Consider the following 18,728-nt stretch of genomic DNA (forward strand, 5'->3'; position numbering starts at 1 on the left):
GGGCGGAGGGGCATAAATGCCCCTAAAGGAATTGCCTTTCGGCAATTCCCGCAGGGAATTCCCCTTCGGGGAATTCGGGGTGGTGTATGCCAACCCCCTTCGGGGGTTTTGTTGGGCGGGTTCGAATTGCCTTTCGGCAATTCTTGGTTGGTGGGTTTTTGAAGCCTTTTCAGGCTTTTTCGGTTTCCCGCGTTGCGGGAATTGGTGGGGTGTTGGTTGTGGGGTGGGGCCCGCCTGCCGGCGGGTGGGGTGGTGGGTGGTGTGGGCCTCTTCGAGGCCTTGGGGGTGTGGGGGTGTTTTGTTGTGGGGGTGTGGCTAGGGTTTGGGGGTTGGTGTCATGTGTGGTGGCTGGTTGGTGGGTTGGTGGGGGCTGGGTGGGGGGTGTGGGCCCCTGTCGGGGCCTGTGGGGGTGGGAGGGGGTTGTGTGCGGGTGTCGGGTGGACGGGTGGGGGTGTTCGGGGGTGGGGGTGGTGGTGTCGTTTCCTGAGGGGGTTTCAGCGCCCTTCCGGGCGCCATGGCCGGGGTGGGCCGCCCTTACGGGCTTCCGAATTTATGAGGGCCGGGGCGTGCTCGAATTCAGGGGCGGTCTTACGGCCGGAATCGGCGGGCTTCGAATTCCATTTCCTTGACGCGTGCGACCCCGTTCCGGGATCCCTCGCACGCCTCACGGACGGGCCGTCACACCCTCAGAATCTGATGACACTTCAGAGAATACGTGCGAGAAATGCAGACCGCCCGGGAATCGAAAAGAACACCACCCCGGAAAAGAAGAAGAGGCCCTTCCGGGCCTCCCCCACACAGCAATCACACCGTCAAAACACCGTGCACCCCGGCCACTTCCGCCAGCCAGCGGGGCCCGGCTACCCCCAGTAGACCGGCAGTCCCCTCGCGCGCGCTTCCTCGGCCAGTCCCCGCAAGTCCTCCAGCCGCTCCTGGATGTACCCCGCCCTGCGTCCGCAGTCGACGAAGCGGCCTTCGGTCGTCGCCGGGCGTCCAGCATCCACCGGGACCAACGCGAGAGCCACCAGCACCCTTCCCAGGAAGTCGCCAGCCTCTGCATCACCCGCCAACTCGTCGTACCCAAGCACGCCCAGCACACGGGCCGCGTTGGCGTTGGCCATGTTGACTTCCTCGGAAGCGACGTCAGCAAAGAAGGTGACAGACATTCGGGGGCTCCATTCCTCTCGGATGCGGCATTGGCAGGTGGCTCGCCCAGGGGGAGCAGCGTTCCGGCTGCTCCCCCTGGGGGTGCCGTCAGAGGTCGGCCAGCGTCGCCAGCATGGCGAGCACCTTGTCCCTGTCGAGCGGCAGGGTCTCCCCCTCGTCGTCCGCTCCGCCGGTCAGCAGAACGGGGCCGTGGTAGTTCTGGTAGGTCCGGCCAAAGCGCCGTGCGAGCAGCGTGGCCATCGGGTTGACCGGCTGGGTGTAGAGGCCGTTGTCGTCCAGCCACATGTCCAGCTGGTCGGTCAGCGCCACCACATCCACCTGGTCACAGCGCATCAGGGAGTACATGACCGTAAGTCGGTCTCCGGAGTCGCCGGGCAGGTCGACCGGAATGACCTCGGCCTCGGGCGTGATGAGCAGGGCGGTCGGCGCGATCGTCATGATGGCTCCATCTGTCGCAGTGTGAGTTTTCGGTGTTGGCCGGTTGCCACCCCGACCAACAAGACAACTATAACACAGACTCATCACTTTGGGGGTGCCTGCTGCGCCCATTCCCTCGGAATCGGCCCCCTGTGTCACCGTCCGCAGGGCCCTCCCGTAACGGCCGGCCGAGCGGGGGGAGCCGGCGCCCCCTGTCCGCACACCGCGCAGGGGACCGCCAGACGGGGCCGGGCGGGAGCGGCTCCGGGGCCGGGCGTAGCGCCCGGCCCCGGAGCCCCCTGGTTCAGACCGTCAGGCGGGGTGCGGCCACGTACTCCACACCCCACTCCGGCGGGATCACTTCGCCGGTCTCCGCGTCCGTGCAATAGGCGTTGAAGATTTCCGATGCGCTGAGCGGCTTGGCATAGAACTCCATCAGCTTCCAGCCCATCACTTCGGAGGCCTGGTCGACGGTCGAGCGGATCACCGCGCCGCCGCCAACCATGGCGGCGAGGGTGAGCACCATCATCGCTTCAAGAGCGTCGTCCGGGTCCAGGTCGCTCGTCTCGCCGTCGTTGTGAAACGGCACGGAGACCGAGAGGGTGGCGCCGTTCGCGGATGCCGCGACGACGAGATGGTGACAGCCGTCCCCCACCGCATTGAGAAAGCCCATCAACAGCGCAGCGGAGCGCTCAACCTCGTACGGGGTCCGGTCCTGCGACGTGATTGCCATGCCGATTCCTCTCGGTCTGCTTCCGGTTTCCTGGTCGGCTGCCACCACCAACCAACAAGACAACTATAGCTTACATTCATCACTTTCGGGGGGCTTCGTGGATCTTTCCCGGAGGAATTTCCGCACGTGAGAGGCGCTGCGAACTCGCGGCACCCCACCTCTTGCCGGGTGGGGCGCCGCATTCGCCGGTCAGTCCTCGCCGGGCAGGGAGATCGTGAGCACGGGCTCCATCTCGTCGCCGGGCCCGCACGTGGCGAGCAGCCATGCCTGCTCGCTCTCGCAGCTCTCTCCGTCGCGGGGAACGCGGTAGAGCTCGACGGTGCAGGAACTCCCGTCGTTCGAGCGCCTGATGGCGTAGTGGGTCATTCGGAGCACGTCCCAGAGGCGTCCGGACTCGTCCTGGTAGGTCTGCCGGTTGTCCTCGTCGGTCCAGGCGACGCAGTCGGCCCACGCGGCCGCGGTGAGGGCCACGGGGACCGTGAACCCGGCCTCGCGGGCGATGTCGTCGCCGACGGCGACCAAGGCCCCGTCGGCAAGGGCGTTGGCGCGGCTGTACGCGTGGATGACTCCTCCGAAGAGGTCGGCCACGGAAACGGCCGGCCGCTCCGGCTCGGGGGCCGGGTTCGCGGTGCCGCTGATGAGGGTCCTGTCGGTCATGGTCTGCCCTTTCGTGAGCGGTGTTCTCGGCGGCGGCGGGGTGCCACTCCCCGCCGCCCGGGGCGGGGCGCAGCCGGTGGCTGCGCCCCGAGGGAGGGTCAGGCGTTGGCGGCCGAGCGGGTGACGGATGCGCGGCGCACGTGGTGCACCACGCAGGCGTCCGCGTCCTCGGCAAACGGGTCGGTGAGGTGGTAGCGGGTGTCGGCGCTCCCGAGGTGGTCCGCACGGCCGCAGTAGAAGCAGTCGCACGGCCGAGCCAGGTAGAGGCCGTGGTGCTCGGGCTTGCTGCCGTGGTAGAGAACCAGGTCGCCGGGCTCAACGAGGTCGAGGGTGCGGAGCAGGGTGTCGGACATCGGTGTCTCCTCACGGCTGTGCGTGGATTCGGTTTGTGATCGACTGCCACCGCCGACCAACAAGACAACTATAACACACTTCAATCACTTCCGGTGCCCCCATTAGCCCGCCCACCTGGGTGAATCGGCTCTCGCTCGCCTTCCGCCGGCAGTGAGGATCCGCCGGCACTTCTCACGTGGCCGGCACGGCGGGAGCATGCGGCGTCCAGCGCGCCGGGGTGCGGGAGGGAGTCCGCTGCGGGTGCGAGCGTCTCGGCCCGGTGCACCCACCGACCGGAACGCGAGTGCGCCCCCACCGTGCGACAGGGCACGGTGGGGGCGCGGGACGGGAGGGCGTCTAGCCGGTCGTGACGCTGGCGCGTACGGCCGCGACGGCGGCGGCGGTATCGGCGGCCAGGTCGGGGGTGTGGGAGTCGTACAGGACGGTGAACTCGACGCCGTCCTCGTCGTAGGCGCAGGCGAGCCAACCGGCGTGGTCGGTCAGCGGGTAGTCCGCCTCGGCCTCGTGCCGGTCCTGGCCTGTGAGCAGGACCTCGCCGCCGTCGGGGGTGGGGACGGCGATCCAGGAGCAGCCGGATCCCGGGTGCGCGCCCCTGGTGGCTTCAATGCCCGCCTCGGCCAGGACCCGCTGGAGGTACTCCCCTGCGGTGTCTTCCTCGGCGTAGCCGAAATCGCGGCAGAACGCGTAGGCCAGGTCCGCGGCAGTGTCCGGGCCGGGGGCGTTGAACTCCTCGGCCCACCGGGTGAAGTCCTCCTCGCTGGTGGCCATCAGCTCGACCTGGTCGGCGACCGCGCCCGCGACCACAGCCGCGATGAGCAGCTCCGTACGGTCGACGTCGAGGGTCAGGCCGATGACGGTGTACGTCTGCGTCTCGGTGGCGGTCATGCGATCAGCCGGAAGCTCGCGGCGTCGACCGTCTGGGCGCCGAGGTCTCCGAGGAAGGCCGCGACGACGTAGGCGCCGTTGTCGCCTCCCCAGAGGGTCTCGGGGGTTTCGCCGTCCTCCTCGGCGCGCCACGGGAAGGCTTCCAGCACCGCGGCGGCCGCGTTCGCCTTGGCCTCCTCGTAATCCGCGCCCTCGGCGACGACCGCAAACGAATCGGCGAGATCCCAGACTTCGTACCAGTCTCCGATGATGGTGTATTTCACGGGTTTTCCTTTCGTCGAATTCGAGGGCCCCGGAATTCAGTTCCGGGGCCCGGGGGTGACCTGCGTTTAGCGGCGCGGCCGAGGGACGTCGCGCTGACGGCTGAAGTAGCGGTCGACGAGCATGAGCGCCTGGTCCTCGGTGAGGCCGAGCAGCGCCCCGCCGCGCGTGGACCCGGTGAACACGGCCACGCCGCAGACGGGGTTGGGGTTGGCCTGGTAGGCGTGGAGGAGCTGGCGCGCGGGGGCGTTGGCGGGCAGGCCGAGCGGGACGGCCAGCTCGTCGGTCCACATGATCAGCTGGGTGGTCAGGTCGACGGATCGGACCTGCTCGGCGCCGAGCGCGTCCTGGGGGCAGGTGTCGGCGTCCCAGTCGAGCAGGCGGAATCCGCCGGTGGGCTCGACCCGCAGGGCGTAGCCGTTCTGGAGGAGGGTGGGCATGGGGGTCCCCTTTCCTGGGAGTTGGTTTTCGGTGCGGGTCGGCTGCCACCACCGGCCCACAACACAACTATACCCGCCACTCATCACTTTGGGAACGGCGTAGGCCCTCATTTCCCCTGTTCAGCGGCATGCCCGCGGGGCGCCGGCGGAGCCCGCGCACGTGCCGCCGGCCCGTCCCCTGCTCCAGGGCGCCGGCGTCCAGGCGGCCGGCTGCGCGGTCCGGCGGCGGCCGCGGCAAAGGTTCCCCGGCCGGCCGAGGGCGCGCCGGCCACGTCCACGGGCCTGGAGGGAACGCCCGGCCGCCCACGGCCGGCGGGATACACCCGGGCGGCCGGGCATGGCTGCGCCCCGGCGCGGCTGGTGGGCCGTGCCGAGGCGCGAGGAGGTGCGGGGGGGCTATGCGGTCAGGGTCCAGGGGCCGCTCAGTCGCGGCGGGCCCGGCTGGTGGGGGTTGAGGTCGACGACCACGTCACCGTCGTCCGTGTGGACGGTGAAGACCGTGGCCCAGGACGTGGGGTCGCGCTGGAGAGCCAGCGCCGCGAAGGCGGCGTGTACGGGCGTGTCGGCGTCGATCTCGACGTTCCAGCTGATGCTGTACTCCGGCATGTGCTTCGTGCCTTCCTGGGCGCCCTCAGCGCCCGTGTGGGCTCGTGGGAGGTCTAGGCGGCGAGGGTGAGTTCGATGTCGTCCAGGCTGCGCTCGTTGATGGTGACGCCGCTCAGGGGGTCGAGGTCGTCGAGCCAGAGGTCCTCGTTGTCTGCGAGGTAGTCGCGCAGGGTGTTCGGGTTGTTGACGATGTAGGCGGGGAGCTGGACCTCGACGGTGAACTCGTAGGTGACCTCCTCGCTCACGGTCAGGGCGAGGTGTGCGGTTACTTCCCGGTCGTGGCCCTCGGGCTCGGGCGCATCGGCGTTGACCACGAGGCACAGCAGGTCCGCCGTGTCCTCGTACGGGTCGGCATAGGCCTGCGCCGAGTCGGGGAGCCGGCCGAACGGGGCGCCGAGGCGGTCGAGGTCGCTAAGGACCTGGAGCAGGGCCTGGGGATCGCGCGGATCGGTCCCGCCCCAGGCCGTGCGCAGTTCGGGGTCGGTGAGCTCGGGGAGCGTGTCGAGGTCGCCGCAGACACCCTGTGCGCCGCCGGCGGTCCGGAGGCTGTCGAGGTGGAGTGCGCCGGAGCGGGGGTCGCGGCGCAGCACCAGGTAGGCGGCGTGGGGGTACATGTGGGCGAGGGTGGCTGCGAGGGTGCGGGCCAGGCCCTGCGCCTGGTCCTGAGCGGCTTCGAGTGCGTCCTGGCACTGCTGAAGGGTGGTATGCATCGTTCCTCCTGGGTGTGTGGAGGGCCGGCGGTACGGGCCGGCCGTCGGCTGGGAACCCCTCCCCCGGCGCCGGGCCGGGGAAGGGGGCGGGTCAGGCGGGAAGGAGCTGGTTGCCGGTGCGCTGCCAGTACCCGGCGGGGGCGCGGTCCGCGCGGCACTCGTAGGTGCCGTAGGCGGTCACCGTGAACTCGTCGTCGCAGACCAGGACGCGGGCGTCCGGGATGAACTCCAGCGTCTTGCTGTCGGCGGGGAAGTCCCTGAAGTGCTGGAAGCGGTGGGGGGTGTTCAGGAACCAGTAGACGTCGCCGCGTTCCAGGTCGGTGTAGCGGACGCTGACGGTGTCGCCGGGGTGGAGCTTGCACCAGGTGCGGACGCCGAGGTCGGCGCAGATGTCCTGGACCCTGCCGTACATGACGTCGAAGGCGTCCGGTGCGAGGCCCAGGGCGCGGTCGGTCTCGCCGCTCGGGCCGGTGAAGTGGACGGGGCCCCGGATGTCGAGGCCGTCGAAGCCGTAGCGGGCGGCGAGGTGCTGCGCCACGGTGTTGGTGGCTCCCGAGTCGCCGGGGAGGTAGTGCATGTCCGTCTCGGCGTCGAGCGGGACAGTGGTGTAGGTGCCGGGGCTGGAGAAGAGGCCGGTGAGCTCCCACTCGATGTGGGCGTCTCCGAAGGACCAGTTCACGAGCCGGTCGGGGTGGAGCGTGCCGAAGCAGCTGAATTCGTGCGGGTTGGTGAAGTCCAGGGGCATACGGGTCTCCAGGGTGTTCGCGTGTGTTTCCGGTAGTGGTCGACTGCCACCGTCGACCACAAGACAACTATACCACTCACTCATCACCTTCGGGAGAATCCTGGACCCTGTTTCCGCTGCTCAGGGGCTCATCTCCACCCGTGCCCATCACGCAGAACTGGCCTCGCCCCGTACGGGGCGAGGCCAGTGGATTGCCGGCGTTCAGGCCGTTGGTGCGGCCGCGGTGGCCAGCCGGTGGAGAACGTCCAGCGGCTGCTCGGATCGGATCAGCCGGGCGAGGCGGGCGCGCTGTTCACCGATGCCGCGGCAGCCGGCGAGCGGCTGCAGGGTGTCCGGGCGCAGCTGCGTGACGGCCTGGACGTAGGCGCGGCCGCCGAGGGCGACGACCGGGCGGGGGCCGGGGAGGATGCCGAGCTGCGCGGCCTGGGCGGCGAGCATCTCAGGCGCGGCGGAGCCGGGCTGGCCCATGCGGAGTTCGTACGGGAAGAGCGGTTCGTCGAGGGTGACGAAGCCGTTCCGCGCGGAGAGGACCACGACGTCGCCGGTGGCGCCGGCGAGGCGCTCGGCCGCTTGGCGGCACAGGAGGTGATAGCTGCCGGTGTAGAGCTGGCGGGCGGGCAGGGCCGTCCTGGTGGCCGACTTGGCGCCGCTGCACGGTACGACGACGACGGGCCCGAGCGGGCCGGGCGTCGTCGACTGGGCGGTCTCGCGGACGTCGAGAGCGGCGCCGGCGCTGCGGCTGCTGTTCACCGGTACGAGCCCCTCGTGCTCGGCCGGCTGCCAGGGGTAGGGGTCGCCGACGTGGCGGCGGGCCCAGGCCATCGTGCGGCCGGTGGCGGGGTCGACGACGTCCCAGCCCGCGGCGGCGTACGCACGCAGGGTGTCGTCCGTGCGGTCTGGCGCCGGGACGGCCCTGCGGTCGAGCCGTACGACCGCCTGGGCGACGGCCTCGGCGAGGGTGGGGGCGCAGCGCACGACGCCTTCCCGCGGTACGGGGGCGGTGCGGGGCATCAGCTGGTCGACGTGCCACTGCCGGCCGGTGCGGAAGGCCTCCAGGTGGGCGGCGGCATAGCGGAAGCGGTGGACGGTGCTGTAGGCGCGGTCGCGGTAGACGACTCGGCGGCGCGTACGGGGCAACGCCGGGGCGGAGATGAGGCCGGTGGACATGTGAGGTGCTCCTGAAGTCGGGCGGTGCCGGCGCGCGACGGCGCAGGCCGGTCGCGGACAGGGCGGCGGGGACAGGGGTGACGGCCGTTCCGTCGGCCGTCACCCCCGCTGCTGGTCGGTGCTCAGGCGTTGGGCGGGAGGAACTTCCGGTCCGGCTCGACGCTCCAGGTCAGGTCCGGGAACAGGCGGCGGACCTGCCGTTCGGCCCAGGGACGGACGGTGTCCCAGGCCTCTTGTGTCGGTTCGTTGGCCCAGTGGTGCCAGCCTTCGGCGCAGGCGGCGGTCTGCTCGCCGAGGTGGCCGAGGAGGGTCTCGGCGGTGATCTCGGCGGGGAGTTCCTCGCCGTTCTCGGTGGTCATGGCGTAGGCGTCGTAGAGGCGCTCGGCGAGGGTCTCGCCGTCGAGGTGGTGCACGGAGGTGACCTGCAGCACGGAGCCACGGCCGTCCGGGTCGACGACGAGGCAGGTGGAGGGCCGGGGCGCGATGTTGATGGGCACGGCGTCAGGCCGCCAGCTCGTACTCGGCGGGGCGTTCCCCGCCGCAGTTCGGGCAGGGGTCGGTCTCGTGGTCGTACCAGCTGCTGCACGCGCAGTCCCAGGTGGAGATGGACCACGTCCACTCCCAGCCGCCGATGCCGTAGAGGCCGTCCTCCTCCCGGGGGTTGATGATGGAGGTGACCTGGGCCGGTCCCTCGTCTTCGAGGTACATCCAGCGGATGTGGAGAACAACTGCTCGGGGCGCGCCGTCGCTGTCGGTTCCGCCGTCGATGACGTGGATGGTGTCGGAGCAGTCGTAGCCGTACTTGGTGGCCACGTCGAGGGTTTCGGCGGCGAGCGCGCGGACGGTGTCGAGGGTGAAGAACGGGCTGACGAAGCCGTTCCAGCGGTTGGCCGGGTCGAGGACGGCCGGGTAGTCGGGGGTGCCGTCGATCGTGACGCGGGTGCGGACGGAGCCGGATTTCGGGGAGGGCTGTCGGGTCATGACTCTCCTGGGTGTGTGTTCGGTTGGGTGGTCGGCTGCCACCACCGACCATGAAACAACTATACCACACACACATCACAATCGCAGGTGAGAACGCACGCCCGACCCGGGGACCGGCAGCTCAGCAGCGCCCCGGTGGAGGGCCACCGCATCCGGGCCACCACGGTGGTGGCGGTCCGGCCGCCGGCGGCGCCGCTCGACCCGGGCTGGACTACGCGGCCAGCGCCAGCAGGTCCGCCGGGGCGCGCAGGCCGCGCTGCTGTGGCACGCCGACCGGCGCCGGAAGCTCGGCGCCGCCGTAGACCCGGCCGAGGTAGTCCACGACTGGCCGGTGCCACGGGCGCCCGGTCAGGGCGCCCAGGACGACCGCGCCGACGGGAGGGCACACCACGTCGCCGATGCGCTGGAAGGCGCTTGTGCGCGAGTCCTTGCGGGCCGTCGGCTCCGAGGCGCGCCAGGGGTAGGTCGCAAGGAACCCGACCAGCTTTCCGGCCTCGGCCTCGGTCAGCCGGTAGCCGTCCGACTCCCGGTACCAGGTCCGGGCCTTGCCCGTGAGGCACCAGCCGGTCTTGTCTGCGGAGAAGGTGTTCCCGCCCTTGGGCCGTCCGTTCGCGTCGACTCCCCGGACGCCGCGGGTGTTGACGCGCTCTCCCGGGGCCCACCCGAGGGCGGCGGCCAGGGTCTGCTCGGCGAAGGGCATGTCGGGCCGGACGGATCCGGGGATGCGGCCGTAGCGCACCGCCATGAAGAACACGCGGCGCCGGTGCGTGGCCACCCCGTAGTCGGCGGCGTCCAGCTCGACCCACTGCTGCTGGGACCAGCCGGCCAGGGCCAGCTCGAACGAGACGGCTTCCCGCACGTCTTCGGGGAGGTTCGCGGACTGCTCCATGGCGACCCACCGCAGGGCCTCGCCGTGGAGCTGGAGGCCCAGTGCCCAGATCAGCACCTCGGCGACGAGTCCGGCTTCCGGGTCGGGCATGGCGGCCGCCATGGCGCGGACCTCGGCCCAGGTCGCCCCGGAGCGCTCGGCCCGTCCGCCGTGCCCGGAGGCCTTCCCGGCGGCGCGCAGCATGGCGGTGAGGACCTGGAGGGACTGCGCGGTGAGTCCGGCCCGCTTGCCTGCGGTCGACCAGGCCGGGCAGGGCGGGGAGAGGATGATGCCGACGGTCCAGCGCAGCGCGGGGTGTTCGGGGTCGAGCAGGGTGATGTCGATGACGATGCGGCGGTGCCCGGCGCGCTCGGCGGTGGCGCAGGCGTCGCCGGAGAGGTCGAGGCCGACGGCGTCGTAGCGGGCGCCGAGGGCGGTGAGGCCTTCGTCCCAGCCGCCGGGGCCGGCGAAGACGCCGACGACGCGCTCGCGGTCGCCCTCGCGGGGGCGCAGGAGCCAGCGGCCGGGCCAGGGTGCGGCCATCTCGTCCAGTTCGGCGAGGACGTCCGCGGGGATCTCGGCGCCGAGGTCGAGCGCGAGGTCGGCCAGGCACACCGGGCAGGTGCGCTCCTCGAACCAGTCGACGCAGGTGACGTAGCTGTGCCAGTCCGTGAAGCCGCAGCGGGCGGTGGTGTCGCCGTGGTCGGGCAGGAGGTGCACCAGGCCCTCGGCGTCGGTGCCGAAGCCGGTGTGACTCGGATGGGTTCGGCGCTGCGTTCGGCGGTCTGAGCGTCCGTCATGAGCTGCTCCCCTCGGTCGGCCGGTGCGGCGGCCGGGTGCTGTGCCTTCGGTCGCCGGTCGGGTGCCACCCCCGACCGGCAAAATAACTATAACTGCGATACATCACTTTCGGTAGTGAGGGAGCGCATTTTCCTCTCGCGTGTCGTGTCGACGGTCAGGCGGCCAGGACCAGGGCCAGCCGGCGGAGGTAGTCGGCCGCGGCCTCCTCGCCGACGTGGCGCCGCAGCGCGTCCCCCCGAGCCCAGAGCAGCGGGCCTTCTTCCGCCTCGGCGCGGGCGGCCTCGGCAACGATCTCGGCGACGCTGAGCTTCTCCCGGAACTTGTGGCCGATGTGCTCCTCCAGGGCGACGTACCGGGTGGGCAGGTCCAGGCTCAGGGCCCAGCACAGCCGTACGGCGCGCACCAGGACGTCCCGGCCGGCGAGCACGCAGAAGACGCAGGACAGCCGGGGGATGAGGGCGTCGTAGACGGGGTGGTACTCCAGGGCGGCGTCGGCGATCTGCTGCCAGACGTCGGCCTCGGAGAGCTCCAGGATCGGGTGCCAGGTCAGGACCATGCGCTGCCCGGTGCTCGCGCGCATGTCGATCGCGAGCGGGAGCTTCCGGGCCCGGGCCGGCGATTCGGCAGCCCGGATTCCCAGGGCGGAGAGGATCAGGGCCTGCTCGTCCAGGCCGAGGGCGTCGGTGATCTGCTTGAAGAGCGGGGCGATCTTGTCCCGCTTCAGGGTCGAGGTGCACAGCCGGCGCGCCGCGTCGGGCCACATGCCGCGCTTCTCGACGAGGCCGAGAAGGCCGCGGTCGGCCTTGACCACGATGAACTCCACGCCCCAGCGCTCGGCCTGGCGCTGCGCGAGCTCGCGCACGCCCGGCCATTCGGACTCCTCCCCCAGATCCGCGTGGACCATGACCACCTTGTCCAGGCAGCCGGCCTCGGCGGCCAGGGTGACCACGCGGTACGCGCAGACGAGCGAGTCCTTGCCGGCACTGGTCGAGACGAGGATTTTGTCCGCGGCGAGGACGAGCTCGCGGGGTGTCTGGGCCAGCTCGCCGAGGAGGGCGGCCGCGACGTCGGACCGGCGCCCGCCACCGGTTCCGCGGCCCGGGGCGTGCGGGGTGTAGAGCGCCGCGAGGGCGCGGTTGGCCGCGCGGGCCGCGGTGAAGGTCCGGCGAACCTTGGCCCGGGCCTCCTGCTCGCGGCGTACGAGGCTGGCGTGCGCGGCCTGGGCGGCCGCCAGCTCGTCAGCGTCGGCCTGCAGTTGCTGATCGTGGGCGATACGGGCGCGGTCGGCGGCGGTGGCCTTGGCGGCCCGGGTGCGGGCGCGGTCGGCGGCGGTGTTCGCGGCGTCGGCCTGGTGGGCGCGCCGGATTCCCTCCAGCAGCCGGCGGCGGGTGGGCATGTCCATGGGACTCCTCTGGGTGCGGGGTGGTGTGTTCGGCGCCGGGCGGCTGCCACTGCCGCCCGGCCAGGGGGTGGTTCAGAAGGTGCAGAACCGGCGTGCGACCGGCGGGAAGTTCCCGCGGCGGCGCCGGCCGAGCCGCTCGGTCACCTCACGGGCGCACCGGGCCGCGTCGGCGGCCGCGTCGAGCGGCGTGGGGGAACTGCCGACGAGGGTGGCGAGGTAGGTACCGTCGGCATCGTGCAGGTGCGCGGACCAGGACTCGCGATGGTCGGCAGCGGGCCGGTCGGCACGCTCGCCGGCGTACATCAGGACGTGCAGGACGCCGTAGACGGAGCCTTCGTCGTCTGGGGCGTCCGGGTCGGCGGCCATGATCAGGAAGGTCACGCCGCCCTCCTCGCCGGGGAAGGCGTGGCGGCCCAGGGCGGCCAGTTCCGCGCGCAGCAGGTCGCCTTCGGTGGGTTCCTTCTGGTTGGTCATCTCGTTCCTTCGCATCGAGCAGGTAGGGGCGTTGTGCCGTGCGGGCCGGTGTCGTGCGCCAGGGGGCCGGACCCCGGCGCCCGGCCTCGGGTGGGCCGGACGCCGGGTGCGGGGCGCTGTACGTCCCGCGAGGTCCTACTGAGCGACGGTCGGCCGGTTGCAGGGGCGGGCGTTGTCCACGGCTACGGCGGCGGCGAGGCGCCCCCACTTCAGGTGGAGGCTGAATGCGGCTTCCAGGTAGAGCGCCGCCGCCTCCGGGCTCTCACCGGCTCCCGTCAGGTGCCTCTCGTGCAGCAGTTGGAGGGCGTCGCGCAGCCTGGTCTCCTGGGAGGCGAGCTGGCTGCTGACGGGGTGCAGGGGCCGGGGCAGTTCGAGGGTGCCGAACACGGCGCTGGTGACGTACTGGCCGAGGCAGGCGGGGAGCCCGGTCGACCCGTTCTGGACGATGACGTCTTCGGCGATGGAGAGGAGCAGGGAGGCGTCGAAGGGGATCGTGTTGGTGATGACGACACCGTCCAGGACCGGGGGGAGGTCGGTCTCGAAGGCCAGCGCGACGTCGTCGAGGAGTTCGGCGACCGTGGTCAGCGCATACCAGGCCGGGTGGTTGAGCACGCTCCTGCGTCGGGCGATACCGGCGATGGCGCGGGCCCGGGCGGCGGCGTGCAGGGCGTTGGGGAGCGGCGTGCTGATGATCATGACTCTCCGAAGGGTCTGAGGATGCGTGCGTCCGGTGTGGTCGACTGCCACCGTCGACCACAAGACAACTATACTCACCATTCATCATCACGCAAGGGTTCGCCCTTGCCCCTCGACAGAAATCCGCAGTCGGCACCGGCGTTGCTGCGGGCGGCCATTGGCAGGGCGCCGCCTGGGCGCAGCGCTCCGGACGCGGGAGATGGCGGCGGAGGGGAAGGGGAGCTGCCCGGCCCCCTGGGGCCGGGCGGGGCCCGTCAGCAGGCAGCCTCGGGGTCCTCGGCCGTCGCCAGGGGCTCCCATTCCAGGGAGCGCGCGGTCTTGCGGGAGCGGCCGTCAACGGCGACGGTCACGCCGTCCCGGTACGCCCGGGCGCCGGTCATCCGTACGTCCACTGCTTCGACGGTGCCGGTCTGGCCGCTGGCCACGTGCCGGACCCGCTCGCCGACGGTGCGGGCCAGGTCTCCTCCCCTCAGGCGCCGCGCGGTGAGTCGGCGTCCGGCCTGGTGGACCAGGCGGCCGGCGCGGGTGGCCAGGGCGGTCGCGAAGGCCGCGTCGGAGTCCGGGGCCTCGACCCTCAGGAAGCAGCGCCCTTCGGGCAGGCCGGTGTGGGTGATGGTCCAGGTGTCGGTGATCGCGCCCCGGGCCTGGTCGGCGGCGGCGTCCTGCTTGGCCGCGGCCTCCAGGGTCGGCACGTGCCAGACGTGCAGGGAGGAGTGCTCACCGGGCTCGACGACCCAGCCTTCGGTGCGCTCGAACAGCTCCTTCGCAACGCTCAGCCGGGCCAGGGGCGGCCGCCCGTCGGCGCTGTTGGTCAGCCTGCCGCCCTCGACCCAGGCGACGGCCAGGCGGCCGCTGGTGCCGTCCGGCCGGACCCAGTAGCCGGCCACCTCGCCGAGGTCGTCGGGGCCGGTGACGTCGGCGAGCGGCTGCCCGAACAGGGTGGTCACCGCGGCGGCGGCCACCGGGTGTTCGGCGTCCTGGGGCAGTACGCCCGCACCGGCCGCCGGAGCGGCCTCGGCCGGGCCGGCGGCGGGCGGCGGGACGAGGGCGGCAGTCCAGGAGCCCGCGCCGTACTCGGTGAGCTCGATGAGGCCTGCGGCGTGCAGGCTCCGGACGGCGGTGAGGTTGTGGCCGTATCCGGCGCCGATCGAGCCGTCGCGCTTGACCACGGCGTACACCCGCCGCTGCGGTTCGGTCAGGGCGCCCTCGGCGCGCTTGTGCCTCTCCTGGGCGTTCAGGTGGTCGGCGCGCTCCTGGGCGCCGGCCTCGGTCTGCCAGTCGCCCGAGACGATCAGGCCCGAGGTGTTGACGACGTCGAAGCCTCCGCCCGCGGCCGGACGGACGGCGTAGAGGGTGAGCGGCTCGCGCTCGGCTGCCGGGGCCGGCTGGACGGCGGCGGGCGCCTGCTTCGGGGTGGCCTTGCGGGTGCGGGCCGGCTTCTCCTGGACGGCCACTTCCTCGACCGTGACGTTCTTCCAGCCCGCGCGCTCGGCGGTCCGGGCTGCCCGGGCGACGTTGGCCGCGGACATGGACCAGGTGTGCACGATGCGGCCCTCGCCGTCGCGGCGGTCGGCGATGACCGCGTGGGTGTAGTGGCGGGTCTCGCTGGTGCGGGTGCAGCCGGTGGAGGCGATGAAGGTGACACGGGCCATGACGGGACTCCTTGCGTATGGGGTGTGTTGTCGGTGCCGCTCGGCTGCCACGGCCGAACAGCGGGGTGGAGCGCCGGGGGCGGTTGTCCCGCCCCCGGCATCGGGCCTAGCGGCCCAGGCGCAGCGCGCGCCGCCGAAGGCCTGCCTTCTGGACGCGGTACCGCACCTTGCCGAACTGGTCGAGGTCCCGCAGCCACTGGTAGAGGCGGATCAGGGTGCGCTCGGACATGTCGTCGACCGTGCCGACCACGACGGGCTCGTTGACGAACGCCATGCCCAGCGTCCTCGGCGCGAACGAGGGTGCGCCGAGCGTGTAGAACCACACCCGGTACCCGTCCTTCGGCGCGTCCTCGTTCAGAAGACCCAGGACGATGGCCCGGCGGACACCGGTGTTCTTGCCCTCGTCGTAGCGGGGGGTGCGCACGACCGTGCCCGGCTCCAGAACGGTCTGGGTGGCGGAGGCGGTGGCGACGGTCATGTGGACTCCTTTGGAGAGGGGTGGGGGTGTCGGCGGGAATCCCCCGCCGACAAGAAAACTATACCCATCATTCATCACTTTCGCAAGGGGGCCCCTCCTCAGGCGCGCCGCAGGCGGGCCCAGACGCTCACCGGCGATCAGACCTGCGCCGCGCCGCCGCCGCAGCGGGGAGCCGGGGGCGGCCGTCAGAACAGGGCGTACTGCGCTCCAGCGTTGTCCGGAGGGCCTTGGCGCCGGCGGATGCCTGGCGAGGCTCCAGCCGCCCTCGCGGGCTCCTCCCGTACGGCCTCGTCCTCAACGGGCGCCGCAGGACCCTCCGGGGTCGGCTCGCTCTTCGGGCACGCGCACCGGCACCACCACACGCACGGCTCGCCACCGGGCCGCACGATGAACGGGGCGACGCACCGGCCCCGGATGTCGCGCACCCAGTCGATGTTGTCGTCCACGTGCGGGCCGCCCTCCTGGCGGTGGACGCACAGGTCGCAGCGGCGGGCCAGGCAGTTCCAGCAGGTGCCCCGTTCGCACATGGCCCATCGGGCGAATCCGAAGGGGTACTTGCGCTCGATCTTTTCGAGGTGGGCGGGCCACACCTGCTCGCGCACCCACGCGCCCTCGTCCTCCCCCATCGGCGAGGGGTTGGGGACCGGGTCCACGATGCCCATGATCAGGGCGCCCTGGAAGTTCAGGTTGGAGATTCCCCGTACGATCTCCCGCTCCTCGGGAGTGAGCGTGCGCTGCGGGCGGCGGATGACCGGGTGCGCGAGCAGCCCGGCTCCCGGCCGCGGGCCGGCAGCGCCTCGGGTCTCGTTCATGCAGATCCCTTCGATGCTGGGCGTTCGGCAGCCTTCGCGCTCGCGGGGCCGGGGGCGGAGGTCCCGCCCCCGGCCGCGTGCGGCGAAGGTCAGTGCTCGGTCCGGGCGTAGTTGTGGCGGTCGTCGGTGGCGGCGAACTCGACCAGCTCGGGGGCGTGCGCGCCCACCCAGGTGTCCAGCGGGCCGGGGCTGTCCTGCTGGCCCGTGAGCCAGCGGTAGACGTCCGGCTTGAGTTCGAAGAGCCTGCACTCCTCGTCCTCGGCGTAGAAGTCGGCGTTGCCGCCGAATCCGTAGTCGTCGGCGATGTCCCACACGCAGACCAGGTACGGGCCGCCCGCGTCGCTGATGCGCCCGAAGACGCGCCGGATGTCGTCGGCGCCGTATCCGTGCTCGAACGCCCCGTGCAGCTCGGCGAGCTCGGCCTCCAGCTCCTGGGCGGCCTCTCCGGCCGCGTCGCCCTCGGCGCTGGGCGCGGGGTCCTCGCCCTCCTGGTCCTCGTGTTCGCCGCCGTGCTCGGCGATCAGGTCGCGCAGCGCCTCGGTGGGCACGTCCAGGAACGTTCCGGTCTCCGCGCCGAGGTTCCCGCCGGTGAGCCATTCCTCCCACGAGTCCTCTTCGGCCCAGGCGTCGGTGTCCGGGGCGGTGAGGCCCGGGGAGAGGAGCACCTCGTCCGCGGCGCGGGCGCCGGGCCGGGCCTTGACGAGGAGGGCATGGCCGTCGGCCAGGCGGATGCGGGTGAAGCCGCGGTCGGTCCCTTCGGCGATGACGGCGTCGAGCCGGGTCGTGCTGAGGGTGTGGGTGCTCATGAGGTGCCTCCGAGTTGAGCGTTTCCGGGTGGTCGGCTGCCACTGCCGAACCATGAGACAACTATACACGCTATTCATCACTTTGCAAGGAGGTGCGGTCAGGCGATCAGGAGCACGTCCCCGATGACCCTGGCTCGGTGCAGCGGCGCCGGGCCGCCGGCGGACCTCTTGCGCGGGGCCGACTCGGGCAGGTCGCGCAGCGGCCGGAAGACCGGCCTCTTGCCGGTGTGGTTCTTCCAGCGCTTCTCGAACCCCGGCCGCTGTTTGTCCGCGACGCCCGCGGGTGCGGCGACGATGAACGCCTCGGCGTGCGGCAGGCCTTCGGGGTCGTCCAGGTAGTGGGCGCGCCGGATCCCGGAGGCCTCTCCGTCGACCAGGCGGACGCGGTGGGGGAAGCGCCCGGCGAACCGGGTGACGAGTTCCTCGGCCCGCTCGCGGGGGCCCTCGTACACGGTGCGCACCGATCGCCAGGTCGGGCCCTTCTGCTGCGCGCCGCGGCACCGCTCGTCGTCGCCGGGGCACTGCGGTTCGGTGTCGACCGGCGCGCCGTCCTGGTCGACGACCGCGTGGATGCGGCGGCAGCGGGGCTTGCGCAGCCGGCTGCACCACCACTTCGGCTCCGCGCAGTCCTTGCCGTGCCAGCGCCGGCAGTCCTTGGTCCGGCCCAAGCCGGTGAGGCGGCGCACCTCGTACACGGCGTACGGCGTCTGCTCCAGGTCGGCCTGGAAGGCGTCCAGGACAGGCTGGTTGCGGCCATCCTCGGCCAGGCGCTGGTGGAGCGATCCGCCGGGCCCGTAGAGGGACATCCGCTCGTTCAGTGCCAGCGAGATGTACTCCATGCGCAGGACCTGCGCGGCCTCGGCCGGGTGGGCGCGCAGCCGCTCCTCGTAGAGGTCGCGGGAGGAGCAGACCCCGGTGAACGGACACATGGTGCAGTGGCTCTTCAAGATCATTTCGCCGAGGTTGTCCAGGACGTACTGCTCGACGGTGGCCCTGGCCATACCTGCGCGGATCAGGGGGTAGTCCGGTTCGCAGATGATCCGGCCGGCGTCGGTGTTCAGCTGGTCCTGGATGGCGGAGTCCTTCTGGGCGCGGCCGGTTTCGTCGGCGTGGTAGCCGATCACGCGGCGGAAGGGCTCGGTGCCGAACTCGTGGGCGGCCCAGGTGTCCAGCACCCAGCCCTTGAACCGGATGCTGCAGCGTCGCTGGCCCGAGGCGAGCATCGGGACGGTGCCGGCGGTGCGCAGCTCGTCCGACAGGCGCCAGGGGCCGGCCGCGTGGATGCGTCGTGGAGCGCGGGAGTCGTCGAGGACCAGGACGCCGTCGGCGTCGCGGGGGCCGCCGCGGCAGACCTGGACCAGACGGATCCGCCAGGCGCGCAGGAGCGGCAGGACCAGGCGGTCGGCGTAGGACAGGGAGTCGCTGAACTCGTCGCCCGTGACAGCGTGCACGATCACGAGGTCGGACAGGTCCGGCTCCAGGCCGTGGGCGATCGGGTCGTTGAGGAACATGAGGATCTCGGCCGTCGAATCCGCACCCAAACCCCACGTGAGGACCGTCCTGCGCTTGCGGGCGGAGCGGGGGCCGGAGTCACGGTGTCGGGCGGGGAAGTGCGG

Annotated in this window: 23 protein-coding genes; all 23 read right to left on the reverse strand. The window is 71.8% G+C overall.

What is annotated here, in order from left to right; all coding sequences use genetic code 11:
- Nucleotides 1-860 precede the first annotated feature (860 nt).
- Entirely contained in the window at nucleotides 861-1,166 is a 306-nt protein-coding gene (locus ACGFQ9_RS34375; RefSeq protein ID WP_393579411.1) for a hypothetical protein, read from the reverse strand.
- 88 nt (nucleotides 1,167-1,254) lie between these two features.
- The gene (locus ACGFQ9_RS34380) at nucleotides 1,255-1,605 is read right to left on the reverse strand and encodes a DUF3846 domain-containing protein (RefSeq protein WP_393579412.1); all 351 of its coding nucleotides are present in this window, start codon (nucleotides 1,603-1,605) and stop codon (nucleotides 1,255-1,257) included.
- Between the two features lie 283 nt (nucleotides 1,606-1,888).
- The gene (locus tag ACGFQ9_RS34385; RefSeq protein WP_393579414.1) at nucleotides 1,889-2,317 is read right to left on the reverse strand and encodes a hypothetical protein; all 429 of its coding nucleotides are present in this window, start codon (nucleotides 2,315-2,317) and stop codon (nucleotides 1,889-1,891) included.
- Nucleotides 2,318-2,506: 189 nt separating this feature from the next.
- A complete protein-coding gene (locus tag ACGFQ9_RS34390; RefSeq protein ID WP_393579415.1) occupies nucleotides 2,507-2,974 on the reverse strand; it encodes a DUF6573 family protein in 468 nt (155 codons plus the stop codon).
- Between the two features lie 98 nt (nucleotides 2,975-3,072).
- Complete coding sequence (locus tag ACGFQ9_RS34395; RefSeq protein ID WP_393579417.1) at nucleotides 3,073-3,327, reverse strand: hypothetical protein; 255 nt, start codon at nucleotides 3,325-3,327, stop codon at nucleotides 3,073-3,075.
- Between the two features lie 337 nt (nucleotides 3,328-3,664).
- A complete protein-coding gene (locus ACGFQ9_RS34400; protein ID WP_393579418.1) occupies nucleotides 3,665-4,213 on the reverse strand; it encodes a hypothetical protein in 549 nt (182 codons plus the stop codon).
- Nucleotides 4,210-4,476: a hypothetical protein gene (locus tag ACGFQ9_RS34405; RefSeq protein ID WP_041134959.1), complete on the reverse strand. Its 267-nt coding sequence runs from the start codon at nucleotides 4,474-4,476 to the stop codon at nucleotides 4,210-4,212. Before ACGFQ9_RS34405 ends, ACGFQ9_RS34400 begins: the two co-directional genes overlap by 4 nt.
- 66 nt (nucleotides 4,477-4,542) lie before the next feature.
- Nucleotides 4,543-4,914, reverse strand: coding sequence for a DUF3846 domain-containing protein (locus ACGFQ9_RS34410; RefSeq protein ID WP_393579419.1), 372 nt, complete (start codon nucleotides 4,912-4,914; stop codon nucleotides 4,543-4,545).
- Between the two features lie 396 nt (nucleotides 4,915-5,310).
- Nucleotides 5,311-5,520 carry a hypothetical protein gene (locus tag ACGFQ9_RS34415; protein ID WP_041134957.1) on the reverse strand — a complete coding sequence of 70 codons (210 nt, stop codon included), beginning with the start codon at nucleotides 5,518-5,520 and terminating at the stop codon, nucleotides 5,311-5,313.
- 53 nt (nucleotides 5,521-5,573) lie between these two features.
- Nucleotides 5,574-6,230, reverse strand: a complete 657-nt coding sequence (locus ACGFQ9_RS34420; RefSeq protein ID WP_393579420.1) for a hypothetical protein — start codon at nucleotides 6,228-6,230, stop codon at nucleotides 5,574-5,576.
- A 91-nt stretch (nucleotides 6,231-6,321) separates the two neighbouring features.
- The gene (locus ACGFQ9_RS34425; protein ID WP_393579422.1) at nucleotides 6,322-6,975 is read right to left on the reverse strand and encodes a hypothetical protein; all 654 of its coding nucleotides are present in this window, start codon (nucleotides 6,973-6,975) and stop codon (nucleotides 6,322-6,324) included.
- A 201-nt stretch (nucleotides 6,976-7,176) separates the two neighbouring features.
- Entirely contained in the window at nucleotides 7,177-8,142 is a 966-nt protein-coding gene (locus ACGFQ9_RS34430; RefSeq protein ID WP_393579424.1) for a DUF6884 domain-containing protein, read from the reverse strand.
- A gap of 122 nt (nucleotides 8,143-8,264) precedes the next feature.
- Complete coding sequence (locus ACGFQ9_RS34435; RefSeq protein ID WP_393579425.1) at nucleotides 8,265-8,639, reverse strand: hypothetical protein; 375 nt, start codon at nucleotides 8,637-8,639, stop codon at nucleotides 8,265-8,267.
- A 4-nt stretch (nucleotides 8,640-8,643) separates the two neighbouring features.
- Entirely contained in the window at nucleotides 8,644-9,123 is a 480-nt protein-coding gene (locus ACGFQ9_RS34440) for a hypothetical protein (protein WP_393579427.1), read from the reverse strand.
- Nucleotides 9,124-9,334: 211 nt separating this feature from the next.
- Nucleotides 9,335-10,711, reverse strand: coding sequence for a DNA cytosine methyltransferase (locus tag ACGFQ9_RS34445; protein ID WP_393579428.1), 1,377 nt, complete (start codon nucleotides 10,709-10,711; stop codon nucleotides 9,335-9,337).
- A gap of 235 nt (nucleotides 10,712-10,946) precedes the next feature.
- A complete protein-coding gene (locus ACGFQ9_RS34450) occupies nucleotides 10,947-12,194 on the reverse strand; it encodes a phosphoadenosine phosphosulfate reductase family protein (protein WP_393579429.1) in 1,248 nt (415 codons plus the stop codon).
- 72 nt (nucleotides 12,195-12,266) lie between these two features.
- On the reverse strand, nucleotides 12,267-12,668 hold the full coding sequence (locus ACGFQ9_RS34455) for a hypothetical protein (RefSeq protein WP_393579430.1): 402 nt from the start codon (nucleotides 12,666-12,668) through the stop codon (nucleotides 12,267-12,269).
- 135 nt (nucleotides 12,669-12,803) lie between these two features.
- Nucleotides 12,804-13,364, reverse strand: coding sequence for a hypothetical protein (locus ACGFQ9_RS34460; RefSeq protein ID WP_393579432.1), 561 nt, complete (start codon nucleotides 13,362-13,364; stop codon nucleotides 12,804-12,806).
- Between the two features lie 254 nt (nucleotides 13,365-13,618).
- On the reverse strand, nucleotides 13,619-15,016 hold the full coding sequence (locus tag ACGFQ9_RS34465) for a hypothetical protein (RefSeq protein ID WP_393579434.1): 1,398 nt from the start codon (nucleotides 15,014-15,016) through the stop codon (nucleotides 13,619-13,621).
- Nucleotides 15,017-15,122: 106 nt separating this feature from the next.
- Nucleotides 15,123-15,494, reverse strand: a complete 372-nt coding sequence (locus ACGFQ9_RS34470) for a DUF6409 family protein (RefSeq protein WP_393579435.1) — start codon at nucleotides 15,492-15,494, stop codon at nucleotides 15,123-15,125.
- 185 nt (nucleotides 15,495-15,679) lie between these two features.
- Complete coding sequence (locus tag ACGFQ9_RS34475) at nucleotides 15,680-16,306, reverse strand: DUF6248 family natural product biosynthesis protein (RefSeq protein ID WP_393579437.1); 627 nt, start codon at nucleotides 16,304-16,306, stop codon at nucleotides 15,680-15,682.
- Between the two features lie 89 nt (nucleotides 16,307-16,395).
- A complete protein-coding gene (locus ACGFQ9_RS34480; RefSeq protein WP_393579439.1) occupies nucleotides 16,396-17,112 on the reverse strand; it encodes a hypothetical protein in 717 nt (238 codons plus the stop codon).
- Nucleotides 17,113-17,210: 98 nt separating this feature from the next.
- Nucleotides 17,211-18,653 carry a hypothetical protein gene (locus ACGFQ9_RS34485; RefSeq protein WP_393579440.1) on the reverse strand — a complete coding sequence of 481 codons (1,443 nt, stop codon included), beginning with the start codon at nucleotides 18,651-18,653 and terminating at the stop codon, nucleotides 17,211-17,213.
- Between the last annotated feature and the right edge of the window lie 75 nt (nucleotides 18,654-18,728).

Source organism: Streptomyces sp. NPDC048603 (genome assembly GCF_043199475.1).
Taxonomy (GTDB): domain Bacteria; phylum Actinomycetota; class Actinomycetes; order Streptomycetales; family Streptomycetaceae; genus Streptomyces.